Source organism: Actinoplanes missouriensis 431 (assembly GCF_000284295.1).
GTDB classification, from domain to species: Bacteria; Actinomycetota; Actinomycetes; order Mycobacteriales; family Micromonosporaceae; genus Actinoplanes; species Actinoplanes missouriensis.
This window is the reverse complement of sequence record NC_017093.1, coordinates 2,988,466-3,007,546: the sequence shown is the minus strand read 5'-3', so window position 1 is coordinate 3,007,546 and position 19,081 is coordinate 2,988,466. Positions and strand designations below refer to the sequence as shown.

23 protein-coding genes are annotated in these 19,081 nt (G+C 71.9%); 11 read left to right on the top strand and 12 right to left on the bottom strand.

Going from position 1 to position 19,081, the window contains the following annotated elements; genetic code table 11:
• Positions 1 to 13 precede the first annotated feature (13 nt).
• Positions 14 to 2,380 carry an acylase gene (locus tag AMIS_RS14075; RefSeq protein WP_014442973.1) on the bottom strand — a complete coding sequence of 789 codons (2,367 nt, stop codon included), beginning with the start codon at positions 2,378 to 2,380 and terminating at the stop codon, positions 14 to 16.
• Between the two features lie 193 nt (positions 2,381 to 2,573).
• On the opposite strand from AMIS_RS14075, the gene AMIS_RS14070 reads away from it, so the two are divergent.
• Both AMIS_RS14070 and AMIS_RS14065 read left to right on the top strand, forming a co-directional pair.
• Positions 2,574 to 3,143 carry an RNA polymerase sigma factor gene (locus AMIS_RS14070; RefSeq protein ID WP_014442972.1) on the top strand — a complete coding sequence of 190 codons (570 nt, stop codon included), beginning with the start codon at positions 2,574 to 2,576 and terminating at the stop codon, positions 3,141 to 3,143.
• The gene (locus AMIS_RS14065) at positions 3,140 to 3,931 is read left to right on the top strand and encodes a hypothetical protein (RefSeq protein WP_014442971.1); all 792 of its coding nucleotides are present in this window, start codon (positions 3,140 to 3,142) and stop codon (positions 3,929 to 3,931) included. Before AMIS_RS14070 ends, AMIS_RS14065 begins: the two co-directional genes overlap by 4 nt.
• Here AMIS_RS14065 and AMIS_RS14060 read toward each other — a convergent pair.
• Both AMIS_RS14060 and AMIS_RS14055 read right to left on the bottom strand, forming a co-directional pair.
• Entirely contained in the window at positions 3,906 to 4,349 is a 444-nt protein-coding gene (locus AMIS_RS14060; protein WP_014442970.1) for a winged helix-turn-helix transcriptional regulator, read from the bottom strand. The genes AMIS_RS14065 and AMIS_RS14060 overlap by 26 nt on opposite strands.
• 33 nt (positions 4,350 to 4,382) lie before the next feature.
• Positions 4,383 to 5,249: an aldo/keto reductase family oxidoreductase gene (locus tag AMIS_RS14055; RefSeq protein WP_014442969.1), complete on the bottom strand. Its 867-nt coding sequence runs from the start codon at positions 5,247 to 5,249 to the stop codon at positions 4,383 to 4,385.
• 177 nt (positions 5,250 to 5,426) lie between these two features.
• Here AMIS_RS14055 and AMIS_RS40515 point away from each other — a divergent pair, with 177 nt between their 5' ends.
• Positions 5,427 to 7,001 carry a GGDEF domain-containing protein gene (locus tag AMIS_RS40515; protein ID WP_014442968.1) on the top strand — a complete coding sequence of 525 codons (1,575 nt, stop codon included), beginning with the start codon at positions 5,427 to 5,429 and terminating at the stop codon, positions 6,999 to 7,001.
• Here AMIS_RS40515 and AMIS_RS14045 read toward each other — a convergent pair.
• Genes AMIS_RS14045 through AMIS_RS14035 form a run of 3 tightly spaced genes read right to left on the bottom strand, consistent with a single transcriptional unit; the run spans position 6,902 to position 9,235 of the window.
• Positions 6,902 to 7,483 (bottom strand): TetR/AcrR family transcriptional regulator, encoded by a 582-nt coding sequence (locus AMIS_RS14045; RefSeq protein ID WP_014442967.1) that lies wholly within the window; start codon positions 7,481 to 7,483, stop codon positions 6,902 to 6,904. The two genes, AMIS_RS40515 and AMIS_RS14045, sit on opposite strands and share 100 nt — an antisense overlap.
• A gap of 19 nt (positions 7,484 to 7,502) precedes the next feature.
• Entirely contained in the window at positions 7,503 to 8,189 is a 687-nt protein-coding gene (locus AMIS_RS14040; protein ID WP_014442966.1) for an ABC transporter ATP-binding protein, read from the bottom strand.
• Complete coding sequence (locus AMIS_RS14035) at positions 8,186 to 9,235, bottom strand: ABC transporter permease (RefSeq protein ID WP_231859301.1); 1,050 nt, start codon at positions 9,233 to 9,235, stop codon at positions 8,186 to 8,188. The genes AMIS_RS14040 and AMIS_RS14035 overlap by 4 nt, the downstream gene beginning before the upstream one ends.
• 197 nt (positions 9,236 to 9,432) lie before the next feature.
• On the opposite strand from AMIS_RS14035, the gene AMIS_RS14030 reads away from it, so the two are divergent.
• The 3 genes from AMIS_RS14030 to AMIS_RS14020 all read left to right on the top strand — a co-directional run bounded on the left by AMIS_RS14030 (position 9,433) and on the right by AMIS_RS14020 (position 11,423).
• The gene (locus AMIS_RS14030) at positions 9,433 to 10,011 is read left to right on the top strand and encodes an RNA polymerase sigma factor (protein ID WP_041829759.1); all 579 of its coding nucleotides are present in this window, start codon (positions 9,433 to 9,435) and stop codon (positions 10,009 to 10,011) included.
• Entirely contained in the window at positions 9,965 to 10,684 is a 720-nt protein-coding gene (locus AMIS_RS14025) for an anti-sigma factor (RefSeq protein ID WP_014442963.1), read from the top strand. The genes AMIS_RS14030 and AMIS_RS14025 overlap by 47 nt, the downstream gene beginning before the upstream one ends.
• A gap of 85 nt (positions 10,685 to 10,769) precedes the next feature.
• Entirely contained in the window at positions 10,770 to 11,423 is a 654-nt protein-coding gene (locus tag AMIS_RS14020) for a fasciclin domain-containing protein (protein ID WP_014442962.1), read from the top strand.
• 60 nt (positions 11,424 to 11,483) lie between these two features.
• On the opposite strand, the gene AMIS_RS14015 is transcribed toward AMIS_RS14020, so the two are convergent.
• Positions 11,484 to 12,149 carry a carboxypeptidase-like regulatory domain-containing protein gene (locus tag AMIS_RS14015; protein WP_014442961.1) on the bottom strand — a complete coding sequence of 222 codons (666 nt, stop codon included), beginning with the start codon at positions 12,147 to 12,149 and terminating at the stop codon, positions 11,484 to 11,486.
• Positions 12,150 to 12,348: 199 nt separating this feature from the next.
• On the opposite strand from AMIS_RS14015, the gene AMIS_RS14010 reads away from it, so the two are divergent.
• The gene (locus AMIS_RS14010; protein ID WP_014442960.1) at positions 12,349 to 12,756 is read left to right on the top strand and encodes a TIGR03668 family PPOX class F420-dependent oxidoreductase; all 408 of its coding nucleotides are present in this window, start codon (positions 12,349 to 12,351) and stop codon (positions 12,754 to 12,756) included.
• Positions 12,757 to 12,766: 10 nt separating this feature from the next.
• Here the strand turns inward: AMIS_RS14010 and AMIS_RS14005 are convergent, their stop codons facing one another.
• Together AMIS_RS14005 and AMIS_RS14000 are read right to left on the bottom strand one after the other, a co-directional pair.
• On the bottom strand, positions 12,767 to 14,104 hold the full coding sequence (locus tag AMIS_RS14005) for a WD40 repeat domain-containing protein (RefSeq protein ID WP_014442959.1): 1,338 nt from the start codon (positions 14,102 to 14,104) through the stop codon (positions 12,767 to 12,769).
• A 10-nt stretch (positions 14,105 to 14,114) separates the two neighbouring features.
• Entirely contained in the window at positions 14,115 to 14,975 is an 861-nt protein-coding gene (locus AMIS_RS14000; protein ID WP_014442958.1) for an NmrA family NAD(P)-binding protein, read from the bottom strand.
• Positions 14,976 to 15,115: 140 nt separating this feature from the next.
• On the opposite strand from AMIS_RS14000, the gene AMIS_RS13995 reads away from it, so the two are divergent.
• Entirely contained in the window at positions 15,116 to 15,550 is a 435-nt protein-coding gene (locus tag AMIS_RS13995) for a hypothetical protein (protein WP_014442957.1), read from the top strand.
• Entirely contained in the window at positions 15,547 to 15,849 is a 303-nt protein-coding gene (locus AMIS_RS13990; RefSeq protein ID WP_014442956.1) for a transcriptional regulator, read from the top strand. Before AMIS_RS13995 ends, AMIS_RS13990 begins: the two co-directional genes overlap by 4 nt.
• Here the strand turns inward: AMIS_RS13990 and AMIS_RS13985 are convergent.
• Positions 15,846 to 16,343, bottom strand: coding sequence for a carboxymuconolactone decarboxylase family protein (locus tag AMIS_RS13985; RefSeq protein WP_014442955.1), 498 nt, complete (start codon positions 16,341 to 16,343; stop codon positions 15,846 to 15,848). The genes AMIS_RS13990 and AMIS_RS13985 overlap by 4 nt on opposite strands.
• Before the next feature lie 101 nt (positions 16,344 to 16,444).
• Here AMIS_RS13985 and AMIS_RS13980 point away from each other — a divergent pair, with 101 nt between their 5' ends.
• On the top strand, positions 16,445 to 17,230 hold the full coding sequence (locus AMIS_RS13980; protein WP_014442954.1) for an alpha/beta hydrolase: 786 nt from the start codon (positions 16,445 to 16,447) through the stop codon (positions 17,228 to 17,230).
• Here the strand turns inward: AMIS_RS13980 and AMIS_RS13975 are convergent.
• Positions 17,220 to 17,858 (bottom strand): TetR/AcrR family transcriptional regulator, encoded by a 639-nt coding sequence (locus AMIS_RS13975; RefSeq protein ID WP_157434853.1) that lies wholly within the window; start codon positions 17,856 to 17,858, stop codon positions 17,220 to 17,222. The two genes, AMIS_RS13980 and AMIS_RS13975, sit on opposite strands and share 11 nt — an antisense overlap.
• A gap of 60 nt (positions 17,859 to 17,918) precedes the next feature.
• On the opposite strand from AMIS_RS13975, the gene AMIS_RS13970 reads away from it, so the two are divergent.
• Positions 17,919 to 18,431, top strand: coding sequence for an ester cyclase (locus AMIS_RS13970; protein ID WP_014442952.1), 513 nt, complete (start codon positions 17,919 to 17,921; stop codon positions 18,429 to 18,431).
• 53 nt (positions 18,432 to 18,484) lie between these two features.
• Here the strand turns inward: AMIS_RS13970 and AMIS_RS13965 are convergent, their stop codons facing one another.
• The gene (locus AMIS_RS13965) at positions 18,485 to 18,835 is read right to left on the bottom strand and encodes a hypothetical protein (protein WP_157434852.1); all 351 of its coding nucleotides are present in this window, start codon (positions 18,833 to 18,835) and stop codon (positions 18,485 to 18,487) included.
• Positions 18,836 to 19,081 lie beyond the last annotated feature (246 nt).

The following is a 19,081-nucleotide window of genomic DNA, read 5'->3' as shown; positions in this document are numbered from 1 at the left end:
TGGCCTTGCTGCGTCAGTGGCCGCGCTGGGCGACCACGTAGGTGCGCAGGTTCGGGTCGGCTGCGATCTGGGCCTCGGTGTACTTGATGGTGTCCCAGCCCTTCCGGGAGTAGAGGCTCGTCTGGTCGGCGTACCAGGGTGAGTTCGGGTTCGTCGACTGGGAGTAGGTCAGGATCTGGCGGCCCGACGGGCCGTGCCGGCCTAGCTCGACGGCCATCACGAACGACGAGCCGTGCACGACCTTCGGGTAACCGACGCCCGGCACGAGCGGGTTCGTGATCACGTTGAAGACGCCGGCCTCGCCGCGGCCGCCGTGGATCGGGATCCGGCGGTGGCCGCGGGTGTCGGTGTGGATGTCGCCCAGCTTCGCGTCGAGCGGGATGCCGGCGAGCCGCTGCACGGCGTCGGCGAGCGCCGTGCGTACCCTCGGGTCCTGGGTGTTCAGACGGCGCGGGGTACGCACCGGATCGCTCACGTCGAAGGTGTCGGCGAACCGGATCCCGCCGGCGAGGGCGAACTCGCTGAACAGGTGCGCTCCCCGGCTGTCCAGGTTGACGCGCAGGTCGAAGCGGGCCAGCGCCTCGCAGGCCGCGGTCAGATCGACGGTCGCGCCGTTCGACGCGGTCGCGAGGGGCTCCCGGCGGCAGAGGGCGACCAGGTCGTCGCGGACCAGTTCGGCGCCGTGCACCCGGTTGCCGAACGTGGTCTGCCAGAGCCGTTCGGTGGTGAACCGCTTGCCGGGCAGGCCGTCCGTCCCGGCCAGACGCTGCTGGATCTGGTCGATCCCGAGGCGGGTGCGCAGGCTGCGCTCGGTGCGTTCGTTGCCGATGATCCGCGGGTAGCCCTCCAGCGGCGCGGCCGGGTTGGCCAGCCAGTGACTGTCGTTGGAGTTCGTCACGTAGTCGTCGCGGAACCGCACCGGCAAATTCGCCGGGCCGAGGATGCCCGGAGCCGCGGCGTCCGGGTCCCGGCCCAGCGCGCAGTCCGAGCGGGAGCCGTCCAGGACCGCCTGCCCGCTGCCGGCGTAGAGCGGCTGGAACGCCGCCGGGATGCAGGCCGCCGCGAGCGCGTCGGTGACCCGCGGGATGACCGAATGATCGCCGTAGAGGGCTTCGCCGCGCGCGTCGGCCGCGATCACGTTGACCCACGGCAGGAACTGGTGCCGGTCGAGCACCGCCTTGAGCTGGCGGACGTCCTTGGCCTGGCCCATCCGCAACCATCCGTCGAAGGAACGGTTGTTGCCCGCGTTGACATCGGTGATGGCGTACGCGGTGCCCGCCGTCCAGTCGAAGGTGCCCGGCACCACGACGACCGGCCCGTAGCGGGTGTCGTACAGGGTCCGGCTGACCGCGCCGGCGGCCCCGGCCTGGACCGTGACCGTGCGGGCGCGCATCTTCTCCGGCCGGCCGTCGACGTAGTAGGAGGTGGGGTCCCCCGGCACCAGGCTCAGCCGGTGCCAGACGAACCGGCGCGCCGTGGAGACGGTGTGACTCCAGGCCACCGTACGGTTGTGCCCGATCTCGATGATCGGGTCGCCGATCAGGGCGGCGCCCTCGACGTCGTAGCGGCCGGGCACCTTGAGGTGCATCCGGTAGAAGCGTTCACTGCCCTGCCACGGGAAGTGCGGGTTGGCCAGCACCATGCCGTTGCCGCTCGTGGTGGCCCGCGCGCCGAGACCGTAGGCGTTGCTGCCGATGCCGGCGCTCGCCCCGTCAAGCGCGGCGACCACCGCGGCGGCATCAGGCGCCTCGGCTGCTGTCGCGGACCCGGCTGCGGCCGGCGGAGTGGCGCTGACGATGCCGTCGAGCAGCGCCCGCGAGCCGGCCCGGACCATGCTGGCCCACGAGGTACGCCAGACGTCGGTGACGGTCAGGGGCCGTACCCATGCCTTGCCCCGGCAGGCGGGGTCGGTGATGTTCTGCACGCCGGTGCGGCGCAGGAAGTGGTTGTAGCCGGCGACGAATCCGCGCATCTGGTCACGGACGTCGTCGGACGGCGACCGCACACCGTCGCGAGGTCCCTCCAGCAGCCGGTCGACGACCCGTTCGTCGATCGCCTTGCGGTGGAACAGGTCGCTGCGCACGTTGGCGTCGTCCGGCCCGGCCGCCCCGAACCAGCGGGACCGCTCGCCGCTGACCGTCACCACGTCCTCCGCGATGACGCAGATGTTGTCCTCGGCCTGCACGTAACCGACACCGAAGCCGAGGCCGGCGAAGTTACCGGCGGTGATGTGCGGGACACCGTACGACGCCCGGCGGATCAGCGCCGCGTAGCCGCGATCACGCTCGAATCCGGAGGCCGGTGATGGCACGGCGGCGCCGGCGACGACCACTCCGGCGGCGACCGCCGCTGCGGCGAGGCGCACGGACAAGGCTCTCATGGAGGCATCCCCCTCGATGCGATACCCGGCGGCTCCACCGGGACTGTCACCTGTGGACATCCTGCCTGCCGACGGTGGCGCGCGTATACCCCGTACCCGGCATGGGCTGTTCGCCGCCCGTACCCCACGATGGGTCGGGCGGACGACGGAAGCAACATGTAGCAGCGGCGGCCCGGCCGCACATGAGGGAAGTATGAAACCACCTTCGGACGCCGAGGCGGCGTTCCGCGAGCTGTTCGAGGCGTCGTACGACGATCTGCTCTGCTTCGTCGAACGCCGCACTCATCCCGCTGTCGCCGACGACGTGGTGGCCGAGGTCTTCCTCACCGCCTGGCGCCGCTTCGACGACGTGCCCGACACACTGAGCGACGCCCGTGCGTGGCTGTTCACCGCCGCGCACCACACGCTGCGCAACCGGCAGCGCAGTGAGCAGCGCCGGCAGAACCTCACGCTGCGGATCCTGCGGGAACCGGACGATCCCGGGCACGCCGAAGCCGATGAGGTGGCCGCCCGCGTCGACCTGACCCGAGCCTGGAACCGCCTGCCCGTGAAGGACCAGGAGGCACTCACGCTCACCGTCTTCGAGGGCCTGACCGGGGCCCAGGCGGCCGCCCTGCTGAACATCTCCCGGCCCGCGTTCAGCCTGCGCCTGCTCCGGGCCCGCCGGCGCCTGCACCGGTTGCTGCGCCCGCACCTCGACGCCCGGATGCCCGAACCCCAGCCGCCCGCCCACCCCACCACCGCAGCAGGAGTCTCCGCATGACCCACCACCGCGATCTCGACCAGGCTCTGCGCAGCGCGGCCGAACCCGTACCCACCCGCACCCGGCAGCCGTCCGCGCAGGCCCTCCTCGACGGCGTCCTGCGCTCCGACCCGGCCACACCGGCCGAGCCGATCACGATTGCCGCGCGGCGCCGGCGGCCGCGGCTGGTCATGGCCGGCGCCGCCCTCACCCTGGCCGCCGCCACCGTGTTCGCCGTCAACGCCGTCGGCGCGGACCGGGCGTACGCCTCCTGGACCACCGACCCGAGCCCGCTGCCCGCCGCCGAGGCGCAGGACATCGCGAGCCGGTGCCTCCCCGCGCCCGGCACGCCCGGCACCCGGGTCGCGATCGGGGAACGGCGCGGGGATTACGCGTACGTCAATGTCCTCACCGACGGCGGGAGCGTCACGTGTTTCCGGGACCGGGACGGCCGGGTGCACGACACGAGCATCCTCGCCGCCCCGGTCGACGCGGCCGCCCTCGGTGCCCGGGGCATCGAGTTGTACGCCTGGCCTCAGGTCCACACCGACGAGGGTTACGCGCGGCTGATGGCCGGACGCCTCGGCTCGCGGGTCGACGCCGTCGAGATCACCGTGCGGGACCGGGACGGCGCGGCCGGCCCGACGATCCGGGCGACGGTGAACGACGGGTTCTTCGCCGCGTGGTACCCCGAAGGACTCGAGGAGTCGAGCACCAACAGCACCTCGCTGACGCTGCGCCTCACCGACGGCAGCGCCGTGGCGGACCTGTCCGCACGCGACCTCATGGAGCAGCCGAAGCTGGACTGACGGCGTCGTCGTAGGCGGCGCGGTGCTCGGACACCTCGTCGATGTGCGACTCGGCCCAGGCCTTCAAGCCCTGCATCGTCGCGTGCAGGGACAGGCCCAGGTCGGTCAGCTCGTAGGCGACCGTCACGGGCACGGTCGGCGTCACCGTGCGGCTGATCAGGCCGTCGCGCTCCAGGGACCGCAGGGTCTGGGTGAGCATCTTCTGGCTGACGCCGGCCAGCACCCGGGACAGCTCCGAATAGCGCATGGGGCGCGGGTCGCCGGCGCAGTCCGGCCCGCTGCCGAGGGCGGACAGGATGAGGGTGACCCACTTCCCGGAGATCCGCTCCAGCACCTTGTGGCTCGGGCACACCGCGAGGAAGGCGTTGTAATCCGCCTTGGCCTGTGCTTTCGCCGTGGCCGCCGTCGTGGTCGCCATCCCGCCTCCCCGGTCACCTGTTTTCGTCGAAGGCTATCTCCCGCCGATCCGGTCCAGCTCGGCCACGTCCTCGGCGGAGAGGGTGATCCCGGCGCCGGCGACGTTCTCCCGCAGGTGAGCGACGCTCGACGTGCCCGCGATCAGCAGGATGTTCGGCGAGCGCTGGAGCAGCCAGGCCAGCGCCACCGCCATCGGGCTGCTGTGCAGCCGGGCCGCCACGGCCGACAGCGCGCCGGACTGCAACGGCGTGAACCCGCCGAGCGGGAAGAACGGCACGTACGCGATGTTCTCGGCGGCCAGCCGGTCGATCAGCTCGTCGTCGTGGCGGTGCGCGAGGTTGTACATGTTCTGCACGCTGACGATCGGCGCGATGGACTGCGCTTCGGCGACCTGCTCCGGGGTGGCGTTGCTGACGCCGAGGTGCCGGATCAGGCCCTGCCGCCGCAGGTCGGCGAGCGTCTCGAAGGCCTCGGCGAGCGATCCGGGCTGCGGGCCCTGCGCGTCGCCCAGGCGCAGGTTGACCAGGTCCAGGGTGTCGAGACCAAGCGCCTCCAGGTTGTCGTCCACCGCACGCCGCAGCTGGTCGGGACGGCGGGCCGGCGGCCAGCCGCCCCGCTCGTCGCGGAGCGCGCCCACCTTCGTCGCGATGTGCAGCGGCGCCGGGTACGGGTGGAGCGCCTCCCGGATCACCTCGTTGGTGAACCGCGGGCCGTACGCGTCGGCGGTGTCGATGTGGGTGATGCCGAGGGCGACCGCCTCGCGCAGGACCGCAAGCGCGCCGTCGTGGTCGGCGGGCGGTCCCATGACCCACGGGCCGGCGAGCTGCATGGCGCCGTAGCCGAACCGGGTGACGGTCAGGTCGCCCAGGGTCCAGGTGCCGCCGGGAAGGGAGAGAGACATGCTCGAACCTCTGTTTCGTGAAGGGCCTCGGGTGGGGCTGCTCCACTATCGTTCGGTAACTCTCCATCGGGAAGTACGCACTTCAAGGTGCGTTACGCACGCCGGCAACCGATCCGCAACCCGGACGCAACCCGGGTTCTTCTCGCCCGTGGACGGTCATCCGCCGTTGGGGACGGCATGCGAACCAGCCTTCCGTCCGCACTGCTGTTCGCGGTGGCTGTGGCCTTCGGGTTCCAGGCTGCGGTGCCTCACCTGCCGCCCGTCTGGGGCTACACCCTCTCCGACTTCCTGATCATGCTGACGGCCGCCTACGCCAGCGTGGGGTACTGGCGCGGCGCCCGGCGGCATGCCGGCCGGGCACGCGCCGCGATGGTCGTCGGCGCCTGTTCCGCTGGTCTGTGGAGCCTGGGCAACGGCCTGTTCCTGCTGACCCGGTCCTCGCTGCTCGGCACCGCCGGCACCGACATCGGCGGGCTGCTCTCCCTGCTCGCCACGATGCTGCTCCCGGTGGGGCTGATCCTGATCGCCGCCCCGGCCCGGGGACTGGCCCGGGTCCGGCGGCTCATCGACATCGCCGCGGTGGCCGGCGCCATCCTGATCCTGGCGTGGCAGTTCATCCTCGCCCCGGCCGTCGCCACCACCGACCTGTCCGTGATCATCGCGGACGTCCACTTCCTCGTCCCGGAGGCGCTGGCCGTGGCCCTGGCGCTGGTCACGGCGTCGACCAGCGCGCCGACCCGGAACGCCCACGCGCTGCACCTGCTGGCCGGCGCGGCGGCGGTGCTGGCGGTGACGATGATGATCGTCGTCCACAACGGGGTACGGGGCTCGCTCTGGTACGAGCACGGCGTCGGCGCGGGCTTCGTCCTCGGCGCGATCCTGATGGCTCTCTCCAGCCGGCACGAACTCCCCGCGTCCGGCGAGGCCGACGTCCGCCGGATGGTGATCAGCGTGTGGGCGGTCCTGCCGTACATCCCGGTGATCCTCGCCGTGGCGGCGGTAGCGGTGGTGCAGGTGGTCACCGGACAGCTCGGGGCCGTCCTGGTGTGGCTGCTCCTGGGCACCTTCTGCCTGGTGCTGCTCCGGCAGCTGACGTCACTGGTGATGGTCGGCAGCATGGCCGTCACGCTGCAGGAACAGAAGGCGCACCTGGCCTACCAGGCACATCACGACCCATTGACCGGCCTGCCCAACCGGGCCGCCTTCCGGGAACGCGGCGCCGCGGCGATCAGCGACGCCGACCGGGTCGCGCTGCTGCTGCTCGACCTGGACGGCTTCAAGCCGATCAACGACTCCCTGGGCCACTCCGGCGGCGACGAGGCGCTGGTGACCGTCGGCCACCGGCTGGCCGCGGCGCTGCGCCCGGAGGACGTCGTCTGCCGGCTGGGCGGTGACGAGTTCGCCGTCCTGGTCACCGACATCTCCGACACCGACACCACGAGCCTGGCCCAGCGCCTGCTGACGACCATCAGCGCGCCGATGACGATTCACGGGTCGACGGTGGCCGTCGGGGTCAGCATCGGCATCACGCCGTCACAGCCGGGGACCGCGGACAGCCTGGACAGGCTGCTGCGGGAGGCCGACCTGGCGATGTACGACGCGAAGGCGCGCGGCAAGGGCGCCATCAGTTACTTCCGGGACGCCGGGTCCGGTCACCCCGGGTCGCGCAGGAACGGCCCGAGCAGCTCCTCGGCGCGGGAGCGGATGCCGGCGGGGTCTCCGCCCGCCTCGATGAGGCTGGACGCGCTGTAGACGATCGCGTTGATCATCTCGGCGGTGGTGGCCGGGTCGGGCACGCCCAACGCCCGCAGCGCGTCGATCAGCGGATGCGACAGCTGCCGGTGCATGACCCGGCTGCTGTCGTCCAGCTGCTGACCGGGCGCGATGGCGGCGAGGGCGCGGGCCACCGCGTGCTCGCCCTCGGCGACCAGCTCCAGGTTGGTGTCCACATATGCCAGCACCTGCGCGCCGGGTGAGCCCGCCGCGGCCATCGCGTCGGTCACCCGTTTCGACCAGCGCGGGAACACGTCCTGGATGAGGGCGTCGAGCAGGTCCTGGCGGGAGCGGAAATACTCGTACGCCGAGGAGCGCGCCAGACCGGCACGCCCGGCGACCGCCGCCAGTGACGGGGCGGCGCCCGGCTCCTCGGCCAGGATGGCACGGGCCGCGTCGAGCAGCGCGCGGTGCTTGGCGGCGCGGTGCTCGGCGACGGTGGGCGCCGAGATGCGCGGCACCGTGCCTCCTTCGGGTCGCCTAGCCGGACAACTGTCCGTCGACCATTTCTACCACCCGGTCACAGTGCTCCAGCACGTCAGTGTCGTGCGTGACCATCACGGTCGCCACCGCGGCGCGCCGGGTCTCGCGGGCCAGCAACTCGACCACCTCGTGGCTGCGCGCCCGGTCGAGCGCGGCCGTCGGCTCGTCCGCCAGCAGCAGCGACGGGCCGCCGATCAGCGCGCGGGCGATGCCGATGCGCTGCCGTTCGCCGCCGGAGAGCTGGTGCGGGCGCCGGTGCGCCTTGCCGGCCATCCCGACCTCGGCGAGCAACTGCTCGGCGTCGCGCGTCCCGGTCCGCCGGCGGTTCAGGTGACCGATCAGCCGCAGCTGGTCGAGCGCGGTCAGCGCCGGGATCAGGTTGCCGCTCTGGAAGACGAAGCCGATGTGTTCGCGCCGGTGGGCGGTGCGTGCCGCCGGCTTCATCGCGGTCAGGTCGCTGCCGTCGACGGTGACGCTGCCCTGGTCCGGCACGGTGAGCCCGCCGGCCACGGCGAGCAGGCTGGACTTGCCGGCGCCGGACGGGCCGACCACCGCGACCAGCTCGCCGGGCGCGACGGTCAGGCTGACCGCGTCGAGCGCGGTGATGGTGTCGTCGCCATCACCCAGGCGCAGGGTGACTCCGGCAAGGCACAATCCGGTACGGGTCGTGGCGTCGATCGTCATCGCTGTGCTCCCAGGGCGGCCAGCGGGTTCACCGTGGCGATACGGACGACGGCGGTCGCCGCGCCGAGCAGCCCGAGCGTGATCAGCAGCCCGGCCGCGGTCAGGACGGCCGGCGTCTCCAGGGCGAACGGCACGTCCCCGCCTGCGATCAGGGCGCCGACGCCGACACCGGCCAGCACTCCGACGGCGCAGGCGGCCAGCAGGATCAGCAGCGCCTGGGCGAGGCCATCGCGCAGCAGGTACGCCCGGGACGCGCCGATCGCCCGCAGGACCGCCAGCTCGTGCCGGCGGTTGATGGTCCACACCGTGAAGAACGCGCCCACGACCAGTGCCGAGATGGCGTAGAGGAAGACCTGGATGAGCGTGAGGGTCGAGGTCTCCGCGGTGTAGCCGGGCGAGGTCGCAAACGCGTCGGCGAGCGTCATGCTGGTGGTGCCCGCGGCGGCGTCCCCGGCCGCGAGGTCCAGCGTGGCGCCCTCGCGGGCCCTGATCGCCACCGCGGTCGCCTCCGCGTCGGCGCCGGTGTGGATCCGGCGCCAGGTGTCGAGCGGCAGGTAGGCCACGTCGACGTGCCCGAACGTACGCTGATCGGCCGTCGCTCCGACCACGGTGAGCCGCACGCCGGTCCGATCGACGGTGACCGTGTCACCGAGGCGCAGCCCGGCGTCGAGCAGTGTGCGCGAGACGACGAGCCCGTCCGCGCTGCCCAGCCGGGATCCGTCGGCGGGCGCCGGATCCAGGAACGAGCCGGGCCGGACGCCGAAGAGCGCCAGGTCGATCGGCGTCCCGGCGCCGCTGTGCGCGTTCACCAGCACGTTGCCGAACGGCTCGGCCGCCTCCACGCCGGGCTGCCCGCGCCAGGCCTGGACCTGTTGCGCGTCGACGACGCTGCGCGAGAACGCACCGTCCACCCGGGTGCCCTCGGCGAACCCGAACGCGGTGACCGGCATCCGCCGCAGCCCGGACACGCCGTCGTTCACCAATCCGGACGACAGCCCGGACAGCAGCACCATGAGCACCGCGATCAGCGCCACCACGGCGCCCATCAACGCAAACCTCGAACGCGCGAACCGCAGTTCGCGCACCGCCAGGAACATGACTCCTCCGATATCTTGCCGACAGAATGTCGGGAACTATACCGACACTGTGTCGGCAAGTTGGGAGACGGCGGCGGTGAGGCAGAATGCGCATCTGCAACCGGCGGTGGCCCGGGAAGCGAAGTGTCAGTGACGGAAGGAGGTCGATGAGTTCCGACGATGAGCTCGCCAGGCGCTTACGCGCCGGCGACGAGACAGCGTTGCGTGAGGTGTACGACCGGCACGGCGCGGCCGTGCTCTATCTGGCTCAGCGGCTGCTCGGCAACCGGGCGGACGCCGAGGACGTCACCCAGGTGACGTTCGTGGCGGCCTGGACCGGCCGGGACGGATTCGATCCGCAGCGCGGCACGATGCTGGGCTGGCTGCTCGGGATCGCCCGGCGCAAGGCGGTGGACCGGATCCGGTCGTCGGCCCGTGACCAGCGCACGGCCGAGACCGTGCAGGCGCAGCCCTCGGTGCCGCCGGTCGAGGAGTCACCGGAGCGCATCGTCGACCGGCTGCTGGTCGCCGACGAGCTGGAGCGGCTGCCCGGCGAACAGCGACGCACACTGGAGTTGGCGTTCTTCGACGATCTGACCCATCCGCAGATAGCGGAGGCCACCGGGCTGCCGCTCGGCACGGTCAAGAGCCATCTCCGGCGGGGGATGGCGAACCTGCGACGCCGTTGGGAGGTGGACGGTGCAACATCTGGATCCCGATCGACTGGTCCTTCTCGCACTCTCTGAGGAACTCGAGGAGCTGACCGAACTCGATCACCTGGAAGGCTGCGCCACCTGCCGGCACGAGATGCAGGCGCTGCGCCACGTCGCCGAGGTCGGCGCGCAGACCGCTGAGCTGCGCGACCTGCCCCCTCCCCCGGACCACGTGTGGCATGCCGTCCAGGCGGACATCGCGTCCACACGCCCACCCGCCGAGCAGCCGGCGCCCGTCGCCGAGCTGGCGGAACACCGGGCGCGGCGCTCCCGGCCGCGCTGGCTCGCTCCGGTTCTCACCGCGGCGGCGGCGGCCGTGCTCGCGGTGGCGGGCACGATCGGTGTCGACCGGCTCATCGACCGGGCACCGGCCGAGCAGGTGACGGCCCGGGCGACGCTCGCCCCGCTGCCCACGGTTCCCCCGGCCGCCGGCGGAGACGTGCGGGTGCTCTCCGGCGGGCAGCTGCGCATCGACGTACGCAATCTGCCGTTGACCTCGGGTTTTCATGAGGTGTGGCTGCTGGACCCGGACACGCCCGGCAAAATGGTGGCCGTCGGGAATCTGCCCGGCACGGAGGCCCTGCTGACCGTGCCGCCGGGCACCGACCTGAACCGGTACCGGCTCGTCGACGTCAGCGACGAACCGCACGACGGCGACGCCACTCATTCGGGCAAGAGCCTGCTGCGCGGAACTCTCACGAATTAACTGCATCCATCCGTACGGGACCGAGCGAAGTACGGGTGGTGGCTGTCGGAGCCACCACCCGTACCGATCGGAAAGAGGCTCGAAGATGAGGTTCACCCGTCTCGGCAAGCAGGCCGCCGCTGTCGCCACCGCCGCGATCGTCGCCTCCGCACTGGGCGCCGGACCTGCGCAGGCCGCCGGCAAGAAGCCGCTCAAGACCAAGTCCCTCGCCGCGGTGCTGACCGCGGACAAGAAGGGCTTCGACCACAACGGCCACGACTACGACATCCTGGCCGCCGCGGTGAAGGCGGTGCTGAAGGCCAAGCCGGGCAGCAAGGTCGGCGTCCTCGCCGACGGCAAGGTCGCCCTGACCGCGTTCCTGCCGAACGACCGGGCCTTCCAGCTGCTGGTCAAGGACATCACCAAGTCGAAGAAGCTCCCGGGCGAGAAGAAGGCGTTCACCGCGGTCGCCGGCCTCGGCATCAACACCGTCGAGTCGGTCCTGCTCTACCACGTCGTCCCGGGCGCCACGATCACCAAGAAGGCCGCGCTCAAGTCCGACAACGCCAAGCTCGCCACCGCGGCCGGTTCCAAGATCAAGGTCAATGTGTACGGTCCGCGCTGGCACAAGCGGATCTCCCTGATCGACGCGGACCGTAGCGACCGCAACCCGCGGATCAACCGGTTCGACATCAACAAGGGCAACCGTCAGATCGGTCACGGCATCGACCGGGTCCTGCGCCCGATCAACCTCCCCTGATCCGACTCGCGGTGAGCACGGGGCGCGGACCGTCACGGTCCGCGCCCCTTCCCCGCGTCGTCACTGCTCCGGCGCGCACTCCGGGAACAGGTAGAACTCGACGGCGAGGCCCTGCCCGTCGATCTCCAGCGTCTGCGTCGACGTGGCCGGGCAGTCACCGCCCACCGCGGCGGTCACCGCGTAGACGCCCGGCGTGACGCCGCCGACGCTGAAGGCGCCGTCGTCGCCGGTGCTGACCTGAAGCCCGCCCGGCGACAGGGTGACGGCGGCGCCCGCGATCGGCAGCCAGGTGTACCCGTTCAGCACCCTGCCGGTGAGCTCGCCGCCGGCAACCGGCGTGACGGTGACCGTGGCCTGGTTCAGCGGGCCGACCCGGCCGAAGCGGTCGACCACAGCCGCGTACAGCGGACGGTCACCGGTGATGTCACCGACCGCGAGGTCGACGGTGGCCGTGCCGCCGCGGACGCCGGCCGCAACCCTGGCATCGAGGGTTGCCGAACCGAAGCTGTATCGGAAGCCGGTGACCCGGCGATCCCCACCGGCGTCGAACGTGACGGTGACCGTGCCGCCGGCGACAGCTTGCGACCCGCCCGGCAAGGTGATCGCCGGCTGGGCCAGCCCGGCCCGCCGAGCCTGCGCGGGCGCCGCGCCGGCGATCAGGGTGAGACCTGCGAGCACCATCGCCATAGCGATCGTGAGCACTCGCCGGCCGCGTACGAACGTCATGAGAGCCTCCTGCTTTCCCCGTGGGACACAGGAATCCAAACAACCAAGATCACCAATGTAAAGTGAAGATCTCCTGAACCGTCCGGGCCTCGGGCACGATCGCGCGCCTCCGCTTCGTACTACCGGTCGTCACGGGAGCCGCTGGAGCGGTCGGCGCCACGTATAGTCGGACCTCGCCTGACCTGGAGGTTCGTCACCCATGCGGCTCCCCGTGGAGGAGGCCCGCCGCCGGTTCGCCGCCGCCCGGGTCGCTCGCCTGGCCACCGTCGCGGCCGGCGGGGAACCGCACCTGGTGCCCGTCACGTTCGCCGTCCTCGGCGAGCGGATCGTGTTCGCCGTCGACCACAAGCCGAAGAGCACCACCCACCTGCGGCGGCTCGACAACATCCGGGCACGGCCGAAGGTGTGCCTGCTCGCCGACGCCTACGACGAGGACTGGTCGCGACTCTGGTGGGCCCGTGCCGACGGTGCCGCCCGGGTCCTGGACACCGACGAGACGGCGGTGGACGCGCTCGCAGCGCGCTACTCGGCCTACGTCGAGCGGCGCCCGCACGGCCCGATCGTGTCGATCGAGGTGAGCCGCTGGAGCGGGTGGGCCGCGTCGTGAGCGCGTGCCGTCAGACGCTGTCCGCGATGCCGGTGGACATGCCCGGCGACCTGCGCCTGCTCGCCCTCTGGGCCACCGCGTAGGCCCCGGTCAGCAGCGCCGCCGCCGCGGTGAGCCCGACGAACCACGCGACGCCCGTCGCCAGCCGGTCCACCGAGGTCAGCGGCCGCCGCCCGTCGCGCAGCGTGCCCGCGGCAAGCACATCGTCCGCGACATCGATGCTCTCCGTAGCGGCAGCGGCCAGCTCGGCATGATCCGAGCCCGGCGTCAATTCCAGCACCCGCACGGTCCCGACCGTGGTGAGACCGCTCAGGCCCGCCTGCGTGCCGGGGTCGTCGAACAGCGTCGCCGGGGTGCCCGGCGCCGGGGCGTAGGCGACAGCCACCGGCCTGCCGGACGGCCACCAGCCGAGCACCCGGACCGCGTAGACCCCGTCCAGCCGGTACTGCGGGCCGGCGATGGCACCGGTCGACGCCGACAGGGTGGTGACCGTCCAGCTGACCGGGTAATCGCCGCAGGTGTCGCAGTGCTCCCCCGCGACCGTCAGCAGACCCTGGCCGTCCCGGGTCCAGGCGCCTTTGCCGGCCGGCATCGCCCCGCCGGGCGTCGGAATGTCCAGCATCGCCCCGGAGGCCAGGGTGAGAATCCGGATCCGGCCACCGGCGGGATACGCGAGCCGGGCGCCGTCCGGTGAGAACGCCGCCGTCCAGCCGTCGAGTCCGGGGCTGCTGCCCTCGAGTTCCGTGATCGCGCCGATCCCGGTGTCGAGCAGGGCGAGGGACTCGGGCGCCGCGTACGGCTCGTCGTCCACGGGCCGGCTGGTCACCACGAGCCGCGTGCCGTCCGGCGACCACGCCTGAGCCGCGATCTCCCGATCCGTCCACGCTCGCGGGTACGGCGTCCGGCGCCCGGCTGCGATGTCGAGGATGCCGTCGCCGGAGGCCAGCCGGCGACCGTCGGGCGACAGCACCGAGGCCATGCCGGCCGCGCCCTCGTTGTCGAGGACCCGGTAGTCGTCAGCGCCGGCGCCGACGAGGCCGCCGTAGAACTCCGAGTCGTCGGCGTACCAGGTGTTGCCGCTGATGAGAACGGCGGCGGCCGGGATCGGGTGCGCCATCGCGTCGGGAGTCCAGATGCCGGGGGCGCCCACCTCGGCCGGCAGGCTCACCCGGCCGGAGGTGTCCGCCGGCGATCCGGGTGGCAGCGGGCTCCAGCGGAGCAGCCCGCCGGTGACCATCATCAGGAACAGGAACCCGGCGATCGCCGCGAGCGTCACGCTGACCAGCGCGGCCGGGGCCGCCCATCCGCCCCGCCGAGGGGGCGCCGGGCGGAGGGTGTCGTCCAGCACGCACCGGACCCTACCGGGAGTCTCCGCGGAAGTCGGGGGCGTGATCACGTACCCATGCCTGATAGGACCTCGCCGGGTGACCTGTGACCTCCTCGACGTCCGTGGTGACCCGTTCCGGTTCGTCGGCCAGCCCGGCCCAGTACCGCAGCGACTGCTCCGCGGTCGACTCACCCATCACCCGGCTCAGCTCCTCGCGGGCCTGGTCCAGCGGCTGGGCCAGGACCCGCAGCCGGCGCCCCAGCACCTCACCGATGACGCGGACCTGATCCTGGCTGCTGAGCGCCTCCGGACCGGTGGCCACGTAGGCGCGGCCGGCGTGCCGGGGATCCAGCAGCGCCCGCACCGCGACATCGGCCAGATCCCGCTCGTGGACCAGCGACCGGACGGCGCCCGGATACGGCATCCGCACCACGTCGCCGCCGCGCACCTGCTGCGCCCACTCCAGTGTGTTGGCGGCGAACCCGCCGCTGCGCACGAACGTGCGGGTCCCCGGCGACCGCTCGATGATGCCCTCGACGTCGGACCACACACCCGGCATCGGGCCGTGCTCGTCGCGCTGCAATCGGGCCGCCGACAGGTACACCAGATGCGGAACCTGCACGGTCAGCGCCTCGACCACCGGTTCGGCGCCGGCGGCCGAGAAGCCCGGCCACACCAGGAACGCGGCATCGGCGCCGGCGGCGGCCTTCGCCACCGTCGCCGGCTCCCGCAGATCACCCTCGGCGACGTCGGCGCGCGCGGGGAGGTCGGCGACCTGGGGAGAGCGGACGAGGGTACGCACGTGAGCGCCGCTGCTCAGCAGAGCGTCCACGACGAGGCGGCCGACGCGGCCGGTCGCTCCCGTGACGAGGACGACGGGTCGGGATGTCATCGGTGGCAGTCCTTTCCGTTGGCGGACGGACCGAGCCTCGTACCTCAACGACGGTTGAGGTCAAGGCAGGCGGACGCGCCAGATATTTTCCGTGCGGTTGAAGGTTGCCATGATGGAAAACATCTGCAATAGTTTCCGTCATGGAAAACGACTCGCACGTTCCGGACCCCGCCGAGGCCCGTGAGGCGCTGGCCACCATCGACAGCGCCCAGCGCGCCGTGCGGGACACGCCGTGGCCCACCTGGATCTACCCGGTCAACGCTCTCCTGCTGGGGGCCATGACACTCACCTTCGCGCTCGGCGACGACGGCCGCACCTACTTCTTCGCCACCGGCGCCGCGCTCCTCGCGATCAACGTGCTCACCGGGTACCGGATGGGCACGCCGTACACCCTGCCCACCAGCCGCACCTTCCTCGCCCTGGTCTTCACCGCGATGGGCTGCCTGGCCGCCGCCTTCGTCGTCTCCGAGATCACCACGCGGTCCTGGCCGATCATCGTGCTCGCCGTCGCGGCGACCGTCCTCTACCTGGTCGCCGGCGTGGTGCACCGGCGCTCGACGGGCGCGCCCCGGTGACAGCCGAACTCGACCCGATCATCCACCCGACGCACCGGCTGCGGATCTGCGCGATGCTCGTCGCCGGGAGCACCGTGGAACTGTCGGTCATCAAGGACCATCTGGACCTGAGCCCGTCCGCGCTGAGCAAACAGGTCGCCGCACTCGTCGACGCGGGATACGTCAAGCAGGAACGACTCGGCGCCGACACCCGCCGCGTGTGGCTGTCGATGACGCGTGCGGGGCGCAAGGCGTACGAGGGGCATGTCGCCGCCCTCCGCGAGATCGTCAACGCGACGACGGTCCCCTCGGACAGTTAGCCGGGGCTCTGCAGATAACCGCCGGTGGCGAGGGCGCGCGCGTGCCTGTCGTAGTCGGCCGGGTCGGCGGGCAGCGCCGTGGCCAGGCCGTCGACGTAGCGGTTGAACATCGAGAAGGCCGCCGCGATCAGGACGGTGTCATGAATCGCCCGGTCGTCGGCTCCCGCCTCCCGGGCGGCGGCCACGTCCTCCGGGCTGACCGAGCGGCCGTCCACCCGTACCCGATCGGCGATGACGAGCAACGACCGCAACGTCGCGTCGGTGGCGTCGGCGCCGCCGAGTTCGCGTGCGACAGCCCCATGGGTACGGGCGCAGAACTCGCACCCGTTCTCCCGCGAGACGTGCGCGGCGATCGTCTCCCGCTGCGCGGGGGTGAGCGGCGACGGGCCGCGTAGCAGGGCTTCGGCGAGCTGGTTGAGCGGACCCGCGGTGTGCGGGTGCGCAGCGAGCAGTCCGGCGATGCCTGGCAGCGGGGGAAGATCGATGTGCGCCATCGTCCCAGCAAACCACGCCCGCGCGTCGGCCGGCAGGCCCGACCGGCGCGGTGAGTCGTTCGACCGACGGCAAGCAGCGGGACCGCGGGGAGGGTGGGGTCATGAGTGCGATGACGAAGCATGACCTCGCGTACGGACCGGCCGCCGAGCACCGCCTCGACGTCTACGGCACAGCGGACGAGAACTCTCCGGCTGTGGTGCTGGTGCACGGCGGCGGCTGGTTCCGCGGGGACAAGTCGAAGGAGGAGCGGCTGGCAACGATTCTGGCCCAGGCCGGTTTCGCGGTCTTCGTCCCCAACTATCGGCTCGCCCCCGCCCATCCGTTTCCCGCCGGGCGCGACGACATCCTGACCGTCGCCGCCTGGGCCGGCGATGTCGTCGGCCCCGGCCGGCTCGCATTCGTGGGCGGATCAGCCGGCGGCAACCTGGCGGTCGAGGCGGGCATCGCCACCGGCCGTCCCTCGGTGAGCTGGTCGGGCATCTTCGACCTCGCGTCGTTCGTCGAGACGACCGACGGCACCGCCGCCGCCACCCCCACCAGCCAGGATCTCGACGCGATGCGCAGCGCCGACATCGACCAGACCGGGCGCGACGACGCCTTCCTGCGCTGGTGCATCCTGCAGGAGGTGGGCGGCGACCGGTCGCTGCTGCCCCGCGCCTCCACCGTCGGGCACGTCACCGCCGAGGCCGGCCCGGTCTACCTGGCGAACTCGCTGTCGGAGTTCGTGCCGGTCAGCGACCCCACGGCGATGCAGCGCGCGCTCACCGCGGCTGGTGTCGCCAGCACGCTGCAGTTGATCCCCGGCACGGCCCACGCCGAGGGGTACCTCGACCAGGCCATCGACGGCACCCTGGCCTTCCTGGAAGGTCTGTGCGTCAGGGCGTGACCAGGGCGTCGGCGAGGGCGCGGGCCAGCCACTGCTCGTACTCGTCGGGTGACCAGCCCCGCTCCCCCACGAACAGGTCGAACACCTCGGGGGAGATGAGGGTCCAGACGATGTCGCGCGCCCGCTCCGCATCGAGGCCGGGACGCAGGCCCCCGGTGGCGGCGAGGTGGCGCACCACGCCCTCGGCGCCGATCATCCGCTCGTGGTTGGTGGTCTCCCGGAAGCGGGTCAGGTCGGGGTCGCCGCCGCGGGCGCCGGCGAGCAGTTTGGCGAGCAGCGGGCCCACGCGTTCACCGACCCGGCGGGCGGCGAACGCGTACCGGGCCAGTTTGTCGCGGGGGTCGGCCGCGGTGAACACCGCCTGGATCTCCGGGCGGTCGATCATCGGGATCGGCTCGTCGTCGCCGGCGAGCGTGACGTCGTAGACGTCCTTGATCAGGGCTGCCTTGGTGCCGAAGGTCTTGCGGACCGTCTCGACCGAGACGTCCGCGTGGGTCGCCACCGCGCGCATGGTGACCGCCGCGGGGCCGAGGTCGACGAGCAACTCCCGGGCCGCGTCCAGGATGCGGCGGCGGGTGAGCCGGGCCTGCTCGGCGCGGCGGGTGTTGTCGTAGACGCGACGAGACATTGAATACCGCTCCATGGCATTGAATACTTCGGGAGTGTAGTCAATACCTTCGGAGGGATCATGTCCACCATCGATGCGGAGACCTGCATCCGTTCCATGACCATCATGGGGTCCGGTGACCTCGATGAGTTGAGCCGGGTGGTTCATCCCCGGGCCACCAACCGGGAGGCGAAGGACGAGCCGCCGGCCTGCCGCGGGCAGGGACCCGCCGCGTTCGTGGCGACCGCCCACTGGCTGCGGTCCGCCTTCGCCGACCTCACGTTCGACGTGCACGACGCGGTGACCGACGGCGACCTCACCGTCGTGCACTGCACGATGTCCGGGCGTCAGGTCGGGCCGTTCGTGGCGTACGACGAGCGCGGCGCGGTGGCCCAGGCGTTCCCGGCCACCGGCCGCCGGTTCGCGATCACGCAGACTCACTGGTTCCGCATGAAGGACGGCCAGGTCGTCGAGCACTGGGCCAACCGGGACGACATGGGCCTGGCGCGCCAGCTCGGCTGGGTTCCGCCCAGCCCGGCGTTCCTGCTACGGATGGCACGGGCGACGCGCCAGGCCCGCCGTGCGGCAGCGTGAAGCGGATGGCACGGGCGACGCGCCAGGCCCGCCGGTCGGCAGCGTGAACCGGTTCAGTCCGCGTCGCCGGTGATCCAGTAACGGTCCGACGAGGAGTGCCGGCCCGGATGCCCCTCGAACAGCGAGCAGTCCGGTTCCACCTCCGGCGGTTCCTGCCGGACCGGGCACCAGGTGTACGGGTTGATCTCGGACGCGCTGAGCGTCCACTGCGCCCACCACATCGTTTCGCCGACCTGCTGCACGAGCGCGGCGTGCGATCCGTCGTGGCCTCGCTCGAGCTCACAGCCCAGCTCCGACTGTACGGCCGGTGCCGGCGCGGGCAGGCTGTCGACGAACTTTTGCTGCGCCGCGTCGAGCGTGATGCGGGCCGGACAGGTCATCAGTTCCGCTTCATCAATCGACATGGATGAGTTATTTCCGCGGAGGAGCCGGCTTAACCGGTTTTCCGCCGCCAACTCCACCGCAGGCCTGCGGGTCGTGATCAGTCGGAGTCGAGGCCGTGACAGACCGTCGCCGTGCAGCCCTCGCCACGGCCGTGGCAGGCCGGGCAGCGGTCGAGGTTCTCGGTGGTCGGGGCGGGGTCCTTCATGGCGTTCTCCTGATCTGTTGCCGTTCAGTGATCAGCTTCCCCCGGTGGCGCCGGAGCGGGC

Bases quoted from the DNA above. Each gene is read 5' to 3' on its own strand.
- AMIS_RS14035 (WP_231859301.1), bottom strand. From the start codon at position 9,235: ATGGGCGCCGTGGTGGCGCTGATCGCGGTGCTCATGGTGCTGCTGTCC.
- AMIS_RS14055 (WP_014442969.1), bottom strand. From the start codon at position 5,249: ATGTCTCTCTCCCTTCCCGGCGGCACCTGGACCCTGGGCGACCTGACC.
- AMIS_RS14000 (WP_014442958.1), bottom strand. From the start codon at position 14,975: ATGACATCCCGACCCGTCGTCCTCGTCACGGGAGCGACCGGCCGCGTC.
- AMIS_RS14060 (WP_014442970.1), bottom strand. From the start codon at position 4,349: ATGGCGACCACGACGGCGGCCACGGCGAAAGCACAGGCCAAGGCGGAT.
- AMIS_RS14040 (WP_014442966.1), bottom strand. From the start codon at position 8,189: ATGACGATCGACGCCACGACCCGTACCGGATTGTGCCTTGCCGGAGTC.
- AMIS_RS14030 (WP_041829759.1), top strand. From the start codon at position 9,433: ATGAGTTCCGACGATGAGCTCGCCAGGCGCTTACGCGCCGGCGACGAG.
- AMIS_RS40515 (WP_014442968.1), top strand. From the start codon at position 5,427: ATGCGAACCAGCCTTCCGTCCGCACTGCTGTTCGCGGTGGCTGTGGCC.
- AMIS_RS14070 (WP_014442972.1), top strand. From the start codon at position 2,574: ATGAAACCACCTTCGGACGCCGAGGCGGCGTTCCGCGAGCTGTTCGAG.
- AMIS_RS13995 (WP_014442957.1), top strand. From the start codon at position 15,116: ATGGAAAACGACTCGCACGTTCCGGACCCCGCCGAGGCCCGTGAGGCG.
- AMIS_RS14065 (WP_014442971.1), top strand. From the start codon at position 3,140: ATGACCCACCACCGCGATCTCGACCAGGCTCTGCGCAGCGCGGCCGAA.
- AMIS_RS13985 (WP_014442955.1), bottom strand. From the start codon at position 16,343: ATGGCGCACATCGATCTTCCCCCGCTGCCAGGCATCGCCGGACTGCTC.
- AMIS_RS13980 (WP_014442954.1), top strand. From the start codon at position 16,445: ATGAGTGCGATGACGAAGCATGACCTCGCGTACGGACCGGCCGCCGAG.
- AMIS_RS13965 (WP_157434852.1), bottom strand. From the start codon at position 18,835: ATGTCGATTGATGAAGCGGAACTGATGACCTGTCCGGCCCGCATCACG.
- AMIS_RS14075 (WP_014442973.1), bottom strand. From the start codon at position 2,380: ATGAGAGCCTTGTCCGTGCGCCTCGCCGCAGCGGCGGTCGCCGCCGGA.
- AMIS_RS14015 (WP_014442961.1), bottom strand. From the start codon at position 12,149: ATGACGTTCGTACGCGGCCGGCGAGTGCTCACGATCGCTATGGCGATG.
- AMIS_RS14010 (WP_014442960.1), top strand. From the start codon at position 12,349: ATGCGGCTCCCCGTGGAGGAGGCCCGCCGCCGGTTCGCCGCCGCCCGG.
- AMIS_RS13970 (WP_014442952.1), top strand. From the start codon at position 17,919: ATGTCCACCATCGATGCGGAGACCTGCATCCGTTCCATGACCATCATG.
- AMIS_RS14020 (WP_014442962.1), top strand. From the start codon at position 10,770: ATGAGGTTCACCCGTCTCGGCAAGCAGGCCGCCGCTGTCGCCACCGCC.
- AMIS_RS13975 (WP_157434853.1), bottom strand. From the start codon at position 17,858: ATGTCTCGTCGCGTCTACGACAACACCCGCCGCGCCGAGCAGGCCCGG.